The 12,413-nt window shown below is 38.7% G+C and carries 13 protein-coding genes and 1 pseudogene; all 14 read left to right on the top strand.

The window, feature by feature from the left end; translation table 11 throughout:
* Positions 1-260 precede the first annotated feature (260 nt).
* Entirely contained in the window at positions 261-1,586 is a 1,326-nt protein-coding gene (locus ACRD69_RS22230; protein WP_430817359.1) for an SPFH domain-containing protein, read from the top strand.
* A 322-nt stretch (positions 1,587-1,908) separates the two neighbouring features.
* Positions 1,909-2,136: a putative signal transducing protein gene (locus ACRD69_RS22225; protein ID WP_430817358.1), complete on the top strand. Its 228-nt coding sequence runs from the start codon at positions 1,909-1,911 to the stop codon at positions 2,134-2,136.
* A 99-nt stretch (positions 2,137-2,235) separates the two neighbouring features.
* On the top strand, positions 2,236-3,030 hold the full coding sequence (locus tag ACRD69_RS22220; protein ID WP_430817357.1) for an endonuclease/exonuclease/phosphatase family protein: 795 nt from the start codon (positions 2,236-2,238) through the stop codon (positions 3,028-3,030).
* A gap of 284 nt (positions 3,031-3,314) precedes the next feature.
* Positions 3,315-4,265: a 1-phosphofructokinase family hexose kinase gene (locus tag ACRD69_RS22215; RefSeq protein WP_430817356.1), complete on the top strand. Its 951-nt coding sequence runs from the start codon at positions 3,315-3,317 to the stop codon at positions 4,263-4,265.
* Between the two features lie 62 nt (positions 4,266-4,327).
* Positions 4,328-4,771: a CBS domain-containing protein gene (locus ACRD69_RS22210; protein ID WP_430817355.1), complete on the top strand. Its 444-nt coding sequence runs from the start codon at positions 4,328-4,330 to the stop codon at positions 4,769-4,771.
* Between the two features lie 12 nt (positions 4,772-4,783).
* Complete coding sequence (locus ACRD69_RS22205; RefSeq protein ID WP_430817354.1) at positions 4,784-6,091, top strand: ArsB/NhaD family transporter; 1,308 nt, start codon at positions 4,784-4,786, stop codon at positions 6,089-6,091.
* Positions 6,092-6,258: 167 nt separating this feature from the next.
* Positions 6,259-6,411, top strand: coding sequence for a hypothetical protein (locus ACRD69_RS22200; RefSeq protein WP_430817353.1), 153 nt, complete (start codon positions 6,259-6,261; stop codon positions 6,409-6,411).
* Positions 6,412-6,760: 349 nt separating this feature from the next.
* Positions 6,761-8,278, top strand: a complete 1,518-nt coding sequence (locus ACRD69_RS22195; RefSeq protein ID WP_430817352.1) for a sulfatase-like hydrolase/transferase — start codon at positions 6,761-6,763, stop codon at positions 8,276-8,278.
* Between the two features lie 250 nt (positions 8,279-8,528).
* The gene (locus ACRD69_RS22190; RefSeq protein WP_430817351.1) at positions 8,529-8,972 is read left to right on the top strand and encodes a bacteriohemerythrin; all 444 of its coding nucleotides are present in this window, start codon (positions 8,529-8,531) and stop codon (positions 8,970-8,972) included.
* A gap of 346 nt (positions 8,973-9,318) precedes the next feature.
* Positions 9,319-9,846 carry a lipid-binding SYLF domain-containing protein gene (locus ACRD69_RS22185; RefSeq protein ID WP_430817350.1) on the top strand — a complete coding sequence of 176 codons (528 nt, stop codon included), beginning with the start codon at positions 9,319-9,321 and terminating at the stop codon, positions 9,844-9,846.
* Positions 9,847-10,626: 780 nt separating this feature from the next.
* Positions 10,627-10,725, top strand: a pseudogene (locus ACRD69_RS22180) (hypothetical protein); the annotation flags it as partial.
* A gap of 371 nt (positions 10,726-11,096) precedes the next feature.
* Positions 11,097-11,495 (top strand): flotillin-like FloA family protein, encoded by a 399-nt coding sequence (locus ACRD69_RS22175; RefSeq protein ID WP_430817349.1) that lies wholly within the window; start codon positions 11,097-11,099, stop codon positions 11,493-11,495.
* The gene (locus tag ACRD69_RS22170; protein WP_430817348.1) at positions 11,458-11,937 is read left to right on the top strand and encodes a hypothetical protein; all 480 of its coding nucleotides are present in this window, start codon (positions 11,458-11,460) and stop codon (positions 11,935-11,937) included. The genes ACRD69_RS22175 and ACRD69_RS22170 overlap by 38 nt, the downstream gene beginning before the upstream one ends.
* A gap of 240 nt (positions 11,938-12,177) precedes the next feature.
* Positions 12,178-12,413: hypothetical protein (locus ACRD69_RS22165; protein WP_430817347.1), on the top strand; the 236-nt coding region annotated here is incomplete at its 3' end.

Below are 12,413 nucleotides of genomic sequence, written 5' to 3'. Positions count from 1 at the left end.
TATGCTAAGTTTCACAGCTCAATTACGATAGTTTTGACAGAGTGAGTACCAGTCTCCCATCTGAGCCCTTGGATGTGAGATCCAACTTTTATACATAGTGCTCAATGCTCCAGCAATACCTTGCTAAAACACTCTATAGTTAATGTCATTAGTGTAAATTATTCAACCTTTTGTAAAATAGTTTGCCATTGTTGCTTGTAATATAAGATGAATCAAATATGTTTAAGGAATAATTTCTTTAAACTTAATTCAAATACAAAATGACAACATTTTTAGGGTTTCTGGTTTTAGTGCTTGGCCTTGCTGCCATTGTAGTATCCAAACTGGAGAAACAATCAAGTAAACTCCCTCAACTACTCAAAGGAATTAAACCGTTACATGGTAATGTGATGCTTGTAATAGGTGTAATTCTGATGCTGTTAAATTCTTTGTTTTTCTTTGCCGATCGCGGATTTAACTACCTCCTTGTATCACCAACAGGGCATATGAGTGCCGTGATGGAACAGGGAATTAAATGGCGCGGATTCGCAAAAATAGACAAGTGGCAAAAATACATTGATGTTAAGGTAGTAAGTAAATCAACCGAATCTGATTTAGATGAGCTGGAAGGTGTAATGAACCCTATTCCGGTGCGTTTTATTGACCAGGTAACAGCGCAAGGGCATGTGTCGCTACGTTTTCAATTGCCGGAAGATAGTCCGTCATTTATTAAACTGGCAGTTAAATACAGGACCATGAGTAACCTGGTAAATAATACGATTATTCCTACTGTACGTGAGCAGTTGATCAATACTGGATATATGTTCGCAGCTCAGAACTATATTTCGGGTGAGGCACAGGCTTTTCGTCAAACCTTTGAGGAACAGCTAAAAGAAGGGACTTATGCTGTTAACAAACTGGAGGTAAAGGATACAATCTATGATGCCATCGATATGACATCGAGCCAACGTACGATCAAGGAGATACAGACCAGCTACAGAGTTGAGAAAATATTATTAAATGGTATTCCAAAACGAATACCACACGAATTGTCGGAAAACAATATTATCGTATCTCAGGTGATCGTTGATAAAATTGACCTTGAACCAACCTTTAAACAGCGCTTGGAAGCACAACGTGATGAGTCAGCCAAGCGTCAGTTAGAGCAACAGATGATCGAGACAGCCAAGGCTGAGCAGCAACGTATTGTAGCACAAGGTGAGCGTGATAAGGCAGAAGAGCGTGTAAACCAGGAAAAGGAGCAGGTTAAAGCGCTTATTGCTATCGAAACGAAGCTTAAACAAGAGGAAACCAATAAAAAGTTAGCCGCTATCGCGTTAGAGACGGAGCGCTTAAATGCTCAAAAGAAGAAGGTAACAGCTGATGCGGAAGCTTATGAAATTGCCAAAAAAGTTAATGCAGGTATTACGCCTGAGGTGAAACTGGCAATGGAGCTTGATCGTGATGTAAAAGTAGCTGCTGAAATTGCCAAGATCAAATTCCCTGAAACCATGATTATTAGTGGAGACGAAAAAGGAGGGACGCCATTGGAAAGTCTTATTGGAGCAGCAATGGCTAAGCAACTTCAGACAAGTAAAGGAAACTAAGAAGACACTTGTTTAATATAAGAGGGTGTCCAAAAATAAAACTAAAGTAGATAAAGAGTTACGATTTCATAGCCTCGTGTAAAGCACCCGATAATTATTGGGGATTTAAACACGTTTTGATAGTGGATCGTAAGTTCTAATTCAAACTTAGTTCTGTATTTGGATATCCTCTTTTTTGTATCCATACAAGCTAAGTAAAGTGTAAAAATTGCATATTTGATCAAGCTATTCCCTTTAGCAGACACAGTATCCACAGGAACTCCAATGTCTTATTTCTCAATAATTTTTACTATCTTAAAAACAAACTTAAAAATGATAAACTATGACAGACGATAACACCAAATTAGTTCCTGTATTTAATGGTACGCCCATGGAAGTAGAGATGCTTTGCCAGGTGCTAAAAGATAATGGCATTGAAGCCAGTATGAAAAACCAGTTGATAGGTATGGTGGCACCACACCATACACTGGATGGCGCTGATGTACTGGTAATGGAAAAAGATAAAGAAGCGGCTCTTAAATGGGTCGAAGAATTTAAAAAAGCTGAGTAAGCTCTGCTTATAATAAGTTATCCCCGCCTTGTAAATAACCTGGCGGGTTTTTTAATGGCAGCTTTTATTAAACTAGCTTCGAACTGAAAAATCAAACACATGAGAAAGATCTTAACAGTTATAATTATCGCATGCCTGGCGATCATGAACAGTTGTATGATGCAACAAAGCATGGACCTTAAAGTCATGTCCTACAATATCCGTCATGGCAAAGGCCTGGATAATAAATTGGATGTATCGCGTTCTCTTGATATAATTAAAGCGCAGTCGCCCGACCTTGCCGGCTTGCAGGAAGTTGATAATATTTGCAGGCGTTCAGGCGGCATTGATCAAACGGCTTATTTGGCTGATCAAACCGCTATGAAAGGTACTTTTGGCAAGTTTATGCCTTTCGATGGTGGCGGATATGGCATGGCTACTTTGTCGGCTAAACCGTTGGTTTCAAGTAAACTTTTGTCTTTGCCCCAAGGACTGCACGAGCCACGCATTGCTATTGTTCATGAGGTAGAACTGGCCGAGGGCTGTACCATTGTTTTTGCCAACGTTCATTTTGACTGGATAGAAGGAGAGGAGGGTAGCGCAAAACGCTTAAGTCAGGCCCGCCAACTGATGGAATATATTAACACCTTGAACAAGGCCGCTGTTGTTACGGGCGACTTTAATTGTACACCCGATTCGCCTACCATGAAATACTTTGCCAGTCAGGGCTTTGTATTTGTTGATAAAGGTGATGACAAGCTAAGCTACCAGGGTGAGGAAGCCATGGAGATTGACCATGTTATTTATCGCAATACCGATAAGGTTCGCTTCAAAACCCAAAGCATACAATTGTTACATGAACCGGTGGTTTCTGATCATCGTCCCTTGGTTGCTGAGTTGAAAGTTATTTATTAAGGAGTTGAATTGACAAAGTGAAATGTTTATCCCATAAGAAGTTATTAGGAACTGCTGGGGTGGGAGTTGGGCAGTAGATATGGTGTTTAGGTATCGAATCGTATAGCGCCTTAATTCGACAAGCCTGATAGTTGCTTATTTTCTTTATTTAACCACAGCATTTTCATAACTTAAATATTTGTATGGTACGGTTCTGCTCTTAAGATGGGATCGATGCTAAAATCGACTTCAGATAATAATGATAAGCGACCGTACCCTTATATTTGGACTAAATGGATTGAGCTATGGTACTAACTGTTACATTAAATCCTGCAATTGATAAAATACTGATTGTTGATGCCTTTGAGCTTCATAAGTTACACCGCCTGAGAAAAGGGGAGATGAGCATGGTGTCAGCCGGTGGTAAGGGTGTTAACATTGCCAATACCCTAAGCAAAATGGGTGATGCGGTCATTGCTTCCGGATTTGCAGCAGGGCATGCCGGGCATATGTTATGCGATGCCATCCGCAAAGAGGGAATCACCACCAACTTTATCTTTACACAGGGTTCTACACGTACCAATATTTCTATTTTAGACCGACAGAATGAAACACTGACCGAGGTCAACGATTTTGGTCAGGAAATACCACAAGAAGATATTAGTTTTTTTTTAGAGAACTATGAGCGCCTGCTGTCCCGGGTTGATATAATTGTTATTGCAGGCTCATTGCCCTTGGGTGTTCAGCCCGATATTTATATTAAAATGGTTGATATGGCACGTGAACAGGGAAAAAAAGTCATCGTGCATACTTCTCCCAAACACTTACCGGTACTAATAGATGCGCAACCGTTTTTGATCAATCCCGATATGCGCTCCAATCATATGGTTTTAGGAAAGGAAGTCGATGGTATTGATCAGTTCATCGCCACCGGTCGCGACATACTGGAGAAATGTCCGAAAACGGAGTACATCATTTTTACCCATCGTCTTGAAAATGTGGTGGTGGTTACACACAAGCGAGCCTATGTATTAAGGCCCAGTGGTTTAAATATTGTCAATATGCTGGGCTATGGCGATGCATACCTGGCTGGTTTTATTCATGCGTATATCAGTGACAGACAAGAATGCGAAGTGTTACAATATGCATCGGCAGCAGGGCTTACTGATGTTGAAGATATATATAAGGAGATAAGAGATATTGATAAAATAGGAGGCAACTTATCAAGGATAGACATTGAAGAAGTGGAGTTTTAGAAATGTTTTATTGAAAGAGTTTGTTGATACGTGTTAAAGCAATGACTGAAGATGATAATGGGATGAAAAAGATACGGGATTATATTCACAGAGATATCACCTGCGTGAATGAGGATTCGAGTCTGCGCAGGGTTATTAATACCATGAAGCTGCATCGCCTGAGTGCATTGCCGGTGGTTAATAAGCTGGGAGAATATGTAGGCTGCATCAGTGAACAGGAAATATTGAATGAGGCCATACCTGCTTATATGAAATCCATGCTTGATACTTCTTTTATGGCAGGCCTGGATCAGATCACCATTCACCTGAAGGATAAACTGGAACAAAAGATCATTGATTTTATTGATGATGAGTATCCTTTTGTTTCACCTGATGATACCATGTCCTATGCAGCAGATCTTCTGTACAGGCAAAAAGGAACAATACTGCCTGTTGTTGAAGGAAAAACACTCATCGGCTTATTAACACGTATAGAAATTTTATCTCTTTCCCTTGATATCCATTAACAGACCTACCATATGTTTTTATTCATTGCTGAGCAAATAAATACTTTTCACGTTCTTTTAGCATCAGGTGTTTTTTTACTGACTTTCACATTAATTACCACCGAAAAGCTACCCAATGCCATTGCTGCCATGCTGGGCGCCTTTTTATTCGTGGCCTTTCATATTATCAGTCAGAATGAAGCGGTTGACTATATTGATTTTGATACCATTGGTTTACTGTGCGGCATGATGATTACAGTAGCCATTATGCGAAAAACGGGTTTGTTTGAATACATTGCCATAAAGGGCATCAAAATAACCGGCGGTAACCCATGGAAAATCCTCGTTGTTTTATCAATTGTAACAGCTGTATTATCAGCATTTCTGGATAATGTAACAACTGTATTGATCATTGTTCCCTTGACTTTTGCAGTGGCAGATACCATCAAAATAAGCCCCTTACCACTGCTGATATCAGAGATACTTTTTTCCAATATAGGAGGTGCTGCCACTTTAATTGGCGATCCGCCCAATATTATGATTGGCGGGGCAACCCATCTTGATTTTATGGATTTTATCAATAATAATTTACCCATTGTATTGGTCGTGTCAGTGGTTACCTTCGCTTTGCTAAAGATGATCTATTATAAGAAGCTGAATGCCGTAAATGTGGATACGGAAAAGATCAATGCATTTGACGAGACCAGGGCCATTAAGGATAAAAAGTTCCTGATAAAGAACCTGGTTGTTTTTGCCCTGATAATTGCGGCTTTTATGACCCATCATATTCACCATGTCAGCCTTGCAACAGTCGCCTTGGGCGGTGGTTTTCTACTGATGATGGTAACCAAAGAAGATCCTGAAGAGATACTTAAGGAAGTCGAATGGCCTACTCTATTCTTTTTTATTGGCTTGTTTGTGATTGTGGGAGGGTTGGAAAAGACAGGTGTCATTACTTATTTGGCTGACCAAATGATTATTGCCACCGACGGAGAAGCAGTGAAAGCATCGCAACTTATTTTATGGATGTCTGCTGCCTGCACCACATTTATCAATAGTATTCCTTACACGGCTACCATGATATCAGTTATTGAAAATATGGGAGAGGCTGCAGGTGGTGATGTTGATTCGCTTTGGTGGGCATTGTCATTGGGGGCATGTTTCGGAGGAAACGGCACATTAATAGGTGCTGCAGCAAATATAATTGTAGCCGGCTTTACCCAAAAAACAGAATACCCGCTACGTTTCAAAGAGTATGTTAAAATCGGGCTGCCACTCATGTTTGTCTCTATTGTTTTAGCATCGGGCTATTTATACCTGAGATACTTTGTTATGCAGTAAACACCATAATGGTGGGACAGGTGATGACATAGTAGTAAGCTATGCCTTACTCTAATATCCCTTACAACTTGACAAAAGTTCACTTCATCAGTAAATTTCTTCTGTCATAGCATAATGTTCTTTGTACATATTTGAATGCAACTTTTTAAACCTTAAATGATTTTGATATGTCACACGAAAGACGGTTACAAGACGGGAAAAAGAAAAAGGATTCGCTTAAGACCTTAAAGGAAAAAAGAGCCGATAAAAAAGCGAAGCATGAAGAGATGCCTCATGCAAGGAAACCACGTTCTCACAAAAAAATACTTAATAATGTATAGTGGTCGATTGATTAGTTCTTTCAAAAAGCAGTCTTAATGCAGGCTGCAGTACAAGCGGTATAACCCTTCCACGAAAAATACAGAAGACTCGATGGATAATCATCGGATGCTGTGTTTTTGGTGGAATTTTTTTGTCTGTTCGTTTCTTGCCTTATACCTGTCGCGCGGTATGATGATAGCCCTGCTATGATAAACCATCTGCTTCATTCGGGCAATAATATAAACCCGTTAGCAAGATCTAATCTCAAAGTTTTTATATTTTTGGAGGTAATACATAAACTGTTGGCCTGTGTTCTGCTATAAAAGAGGACATCAGGGCTTAAATAAACAATCATAATTATTATCTGCTATGACTACTAAAAAGCTGACGATCTTTACACTTCTACTGTTTAGTTTATTCTCTTGCAAGCATGTGAGTAAAGAATCTGCTCCACCAAATATTATTGTATTCCTGGTAGATGATATGGGATTAATGGATACATCTGTTCCGTTTTTAACTGATTCGACAGGTAATCCGCAGAAGTACCCGCTAAATGATTTCTATCGAACGCCCCATATGGAGTCACTGGCCAGCCAGGGTATCAGATTTACCAACTTTTATGCGCACTCGGTCTGTTCACCCACACGCATTTCCTTAATGTCAGGTCAGAATTCAGCACGCCATCGAGCTACCAACTGGATCAGGTCAGAGGGTAATAACCGCACAAAATTTGGCCCTCAGGAATGGAACTGGGAAGGACTGAATAGCTCTTCTGTTACTCTTCCCCGCATATTGCAACAGGCCGGATATACTACTATTCATGCAGGAAAAGCTCACTTTGGACCCATCGGATATGAGGGAGAAGATCCCTTGAACCTGGGTTTTGATGTCAATATAGCCGGTAATTCATTTGGGCAGCCTGGCAGTTATTACGCACAAGATGCCTATGGCCTTATTAAAGGATGGAAGGCGCGTGCTGTTCCCGGACTTGAAAAATACCACGGTACTGACACTTTTTTAACCGAGGCTATCACCCTGGAAGCAAATGCAGCAATAACCCGTGCCAAAGAAGAAGGGAAACCATTTTTCCTGCACATGGCTCATTTTGCCGTACATGCGCCGTTTCAGTCTGATCCGCGTTTTGCGGATAATTACAAAGATTCGGGCCACTCAGAAAAAGCACAGGCATATGCAACACTCATTGAAGGTATAGATAAGTCCCTTGGCGACATAATTGCACATGTTAATCAACTGGGCCTGGGTGAGAATACCTTTATTATGTTCTTAGGTGATAATGGTTCCGATGCACCTTTAGGTGATGACGCCTACAGTAGTTCTTCTCCCCTGAAAGGTAAAAAGGGTAATCACTGGGAAGGTGGCATGCGCGTTCCTTTTATCGCTTCATGGATAAAGCCGGATAGTGAGAATGCCAATCAAAAACGACTGCTTGTGCCTGCCAATGCCATACAGGAACAAATGGGCAGTGTTTTGGATATTCTTCCTACAGTATGTGAACTTGCCGGTGTATCAGACCAGGCAGATCACATTACTGATGGGTTTGCTTTGCAGAGCCAATTGGCCGGCATGAACAACAATGAGCGTAAAGAAACCTTTCTGAATCATTTTCCGCATGGTAACCACCGTACCAACTATTTTACAAGCCTTGTGGTTTCAGACTGGAAAGTAATTTATCATTACCCTGTTGAAGGAGAGGCGTATTATGAATTGTTTAACTTGAAAGATGATCCTTTTGAATCGCGGAATATAGCAGCCGAAAACAAGGAGCAGCTAAAGCTTATGATGGAGCTGTTACAGTCAGAAATGGAAAGCAAAAATGCCTTGTATCCTGAGCTTGACGGAAAGCCGGTGGAGTTGGTGATGCCATAGTTCTTAACTAGATATGCTCGTAAATTGATCATGAGCATATCTGTTGCGCTAAGTTATTCTAAACCAAACTCAGTCTTTCGTGTCTTGGAATAGGATTGGTACATGCCTTTTAACAAGTGGGACGGGTATTCGTATCGTGCAGCATGGTTATAAGGCATCCTGCTGCATGTCTGTGTTATAATAGGGTGTAGTATTGATTAAATTAATTAATTTTCAGTAATTTACTACATGTAAACCTAACACTGAAGTTATGATTCCCAATTCAAGTACTTTAAGTTGGAAAGCAAAATACCAGATTGATGTGGCCCGTATTGATCTGGAGCATAAATTATTTCTTCGCCTCATCAATTCTTTTAAAATGGCCATAAACAAAGGGCGTTCTGATGAAACCCTTAGGCGCATTATCGATGAAATTGAAAAGTATGCCAGTTTTCATTTTGCCAGTGAAGAAAACCTCATGGTAGCCATCAACTATCCAGAGTATGAAGAGCACTCCTGGCGACATAAAGATCTGCTGGAAACCTTAAAGCAAAAAAAACAAAGCATTTCAGGTTTTGATAGTTTTCATCAGTTTCTGGTAGAATGGTTCATTGAACATACCACAGTTGAGGATATTCGCATTAAGCATTTTGTCGATGACTATAACATTGATGTAAAGGAATTTTGTTACGATATTCAGGAGGATACTTTATAGGAAGGAAGCTGATGGATTAAGTGTCGATCCCGAAATTTATCTGGAGTCGAAATGGGATTAGTTAAGGGAGTTATTAGTTGAGGAGTTGAATAGTTAATTTGATAATGTATTGAACTTACTAACCATCTAATAGTCTAAAAGCCTAATATCCTGCACTCTGGTATTTATTAGTCTACTTTCTGCTAAGGCTACAGTGTTTGTGGTGAATGTAGTCAGAACTCTTTGCCACCTTATTTGAAACATAGCAATTTATTAGTAATCATTACTTTGATTTTGATGTATTAAAGCCTTAATTTTAGTATGTTATATTGTAATCAGTTGAAATTTAAACCCAAATAATTAAGAAATGAAGACGTATACACTTATTTGCCTTTTTATGATGTTTGTTGTTGGTACAATGGCACAATCAGAAAAGAAACAAAAAGAGATCATCGAAGATAGTAGCGAAGCTAAGGCCGACTTTCTGGAAAAGGACGATGGAATGGCTAAATTTTTCAACGACTCGTATGGCTATGTTATTTTTCCTAATGTAGGTAAAGGCGGCCTGGGAATAGGCGGAGCTGCAGGTAACGGGGTGGCATACAAGCAAGGAAGTTTGGTTGGTATGGCCAAACTATCGCAGGTGAGTATTGGTCTTCAGGCTGGGGGGCAGGCATTTAGAGAAGTTATCTTCTTTGAGACACAGAAGGAATTCGACCGTTTCACCGAAAATAAGATTGAGTTCACAGCTCAGGTATCTGCTGTAGCTGCAGCAGCAGGTGTGTCGGCCAATACTAAATACGTTGATGGTATCGCCATTTTCACCATGGCAAAAGGTGGTTTAATGTATGAAGCTTCGGTAGCCGGACAGAAATTTAAGTTTGATCCTTTGTAATATTCAAGCTACATAAATAGAGTCTATAACAGCTAAAAATTTTTGGGTGCCTTTGCCTGTGCACTTAACGTTTATTCAAAGTGTTCATTTTTGACTTTTATGAATAACTTGGGTTAGAGGATTATGTCAAAATATTGACCTTGTAAGGGGCTTGTTACGGAGATTGAGAAGTACTCATGCCTGGTAAAGAAGCTGAAGGATTACTACAAGGGAAAGTCAGCCAATGAAATATCTGTTGAAGAGCTACGTGATTATTTATTTTTCCCGCGAGCAGTATTAAGTTACACATGGTCGTTATAAAATATTGCGGTTAGTGCAGTCAAACGCTATTTGTTATCATTACTAAGCTCAAGGTCAACGAACTACTAATTCCACGGGCAGTTGCCCAAAGGAGTTTGCCCAAAGTATTGGAAAAACAAGAGGTTGAAGCCATCTTACGGCAGAATATTTTTATTAAGCATAAATGTATGTTATATATACTTTAGGTTACTGGTATAAGAAGGAGAGAATTAATTAACCTGAAAGTTGAAGATGTAAACTTTGATCGCAATTGATTGAAATATAGCAATGCAAAAGAGGTATAGGCAGAATTGTGTCCATGCCCGTTAAATTGAAGCAATTATTATTTGGAGTAATTACGCAAAGGGCAACCCGGTATTTATGATATTGAAGGTCAAAATGGTGATAAGTATAGAGTTCAAGTGTTCAGAATGTTATGAAGAATACAGTATTAAAGACCGGCAGTTATAAGCGGTTAACGCCACATATGTCAGGCATTCTTTTGCCACCCACCTGCGTGACTCATGGATGGACATCCGAAACATACAAAAGTTACTTAGACATTCAAGCATCAGGACGACAGAGATATTAGTAAAGTAAAAAGTCCGCTGGATGACTTGGATGTCTAGAAAAATATAGCTTTTTTTATGATGAGTAAAGACTTCTTGTCAGACTTCATTTAAAAGAGTCGATAAGCATCCTTCCTGATAATATAGAGTAAAGAGTAAATAAGATATGTGTTGGGGAAAAAATCAGAAGAACTTAGAGGCCTGGTATGCAGTATTGATACATACAGCAAAGTTTAAAGCTTACACATTATTGTGACTGAGGAGGCGAAGCTGTATGTTGCAAAAATATATAGTATATAAAAAATAGTCATACGATATATCGCCCACTGGCCATATGTAATATATACAGCATAGTGCCGTATATCGACGAGTTAGCCCTCATTTAACCGTACAAGATTGGAAATGAAAATATTATTAATAAGCATTGGTTTGATTTTGTTATTTGCATACTTGCCAATATTACTCTATTTAAGTGCTTTATTTAGTGGAGTTAAAGTGTCGTTTATTGACCTGGTAAAATATAGGTTTCATAAAATCCCACCACATAAGCTAATAGAATGGCATAAACAACTTTTACTAATTGACATTGATAATAATATTAGAAAACTAGCTCAATTATATAAAGAAGGTGTAGACCTTGATAATGTTGTAACAGGAATAAAAAAAGCTAAAGAACAAAAACTACCATTAGATTTAAAAACGGCATATAATGCAGATTTAAACAATGTTGACATTAGAAGAACAATAATCAAGACTGTAAATAATGTGGATAAAGAAAACGAAACGCGAGTTAGAAGATGATAGTCAGAATAAGAATTCAGAAAGGTTCTCTAAAACAATAAAGTTAGGCATTTGGTCTTTTATTATAATATTCCTCGGTAGGATTTTATTTTCGATAACTATTGGCATTAAGCCTTATAGTCACTATGTTGGTCCAAGAGAATTAGTAAAAATTGATGAAATACCAGAATATTTTGCTGATTATTTGATGACAGCATTATTTTGGGCTCTTGCTTTAATGGCGTATCAATACTTTAAGCCAGTATTTTTCAATACTACGGAAGAGTCAATAATGTGCGATAAATGCTTTCTTTCAAAGAACGATGATAACAACCTGGCATGTAAATGCGGAGGAAACTATTATCGAATCAGTAATTATAAGTGGGTTGAACCTCAAGACGAATTAATTTATCCTGATATGACATGGATAGATAAATTTAAAGTAGAAAAAAACGAGGGCTAACACGCTAGAATAAAGCAATTGGCGTTCGTGAGTTTTTGGAAGTTAGATTGGGTAATCGACCACCGCCAAACCTTTGATTTATGAACAGTGTGTTCGCTTTTTATAGGTGTTCATGATTTTCAATTGGCTATAGAAATGAAAAGATGAGAACAAATAAAAGATTTGGCTCAGAGAGTTCTTGGTTGGTTTAGTTCATTAATTGCCAATCAGCTTCATCTAGCCAAACGTTAGCCCCATTAGATGCAAAGACTTAACGCATTAATATTATTAACGATACTTATTAGTTTTTCCATAAGTGGACAAATTAATGAAAGTATAAAGCAGATTGTTACCAGATACCCTACATCAGTTTCTAACTGCGAAAAGATTGCTAAGAGAATAAACTCTGATTTCAATAGCGAACATGACAAGTTAGGAGCTATTTATGTTTGGATTACATCCAATATTTCATACGATGTTAAATCAGCCAATTCAAA

The sequence above is a fragment of the Carboxylicivirga agarovorans genome (assembly GCF_050589845.1).
GTDB lineage: Bacteria > Bacteroidota > Bacteroidia > Bacteroidales > Marinilabiliaceae > Carboxylicivirga > Carboxylicivirga agarovorans.
This window is presented reverse-complemented; position numbering and strand designations above follow the sequence as displayed.

Excerpts from the sequence above, each read along its gene's own strand:
- ACRD69_RS22230 (WP_430817359.1), top strand. The coding sequence starts at position 261 with ATGACAACATTTTTAGGGTTTCTGGTTTTAGTGCTTGGCCTTGCTGCC.
- ACRD69_RS22225 (WP_430817358.1), top strand. The coding sequence starts at position 1,909 with ATGACAGACGATAACACCAAATTAGTTCCTGTATTTAATGGTACGCCC.
- ACRD69_RS22220 (WP_430817357.1), top strand. The coding sequence starts at position 2,236 with ATGAGAAAGATCTTAACAGTTATAATTATCGCATGCCTGGCGATCATG.
- ACRD69_RS22215 (WP_430817356.1), top strand. The coding sequence starts at position 3,315 with ATGGTACTAACTGTTACATTAAATCCTGCAATTGATAAAATACTGATT.
- ACRD69_RS22210 (WP_430817355.1), top strand. The coding sequence starts at position 4,328 with ATGAAAAAGATACGGGATTATATTCACAGAGATATCACCTGCGTGAAT.
- ACRD69_RS22205 (WP_430817354.1), top strand. The coding sequence starts at position 4,784 with ATGTTTTTATTCATTGCTGAGCAAATAAATACTTTTCACGTTCTTTTA.
- ACRD69_RS22200 (WP_430817353.1), top strand. The coding sequence starts at position 6,259 with ATGTCACACGAAAGACGGTTACAAGACGGGAAAAAGAAAAAGGATTCG.
- ACRD69_RS22195 (WP_430817352.1), top strand. The coding sequence starts at position 6,761 with ATGACTACTAAAAAGCTGACGATCTTTACACTTCTACTGTTTAGTTTA.
- ACRD69_RS22190 (WP_430817351.1), top strand. The coding sequence starts at position 8,529 with ATGATTCCCAATTCAAGTACTTTAAGTTGGAAAGCAAAATACCAGATT.
- ACRD69_RS22185 (WP_430817350.1), top strand. The coding sequence starts at position 9,319 with ATGAAGACGTATACACTTATTTGCCTTTTTATGATGTTTGTTGTTGGT.
- ACRD69_RS22175 (WP_430817349.1), top strand. The coding sequence starts at position 11,097 with ATGAAAATATTATTAATAAGCATTGGTTTGATTTTGTTATTTGCATAC.
- ACRD69_RS22170 (WP_430817348.1), top strand. The coding sequence starts at position 11,458 with ATGTGGATAAAGAAAACGAAACGCGAGTTAGAAGATGATAGTCAGAAT.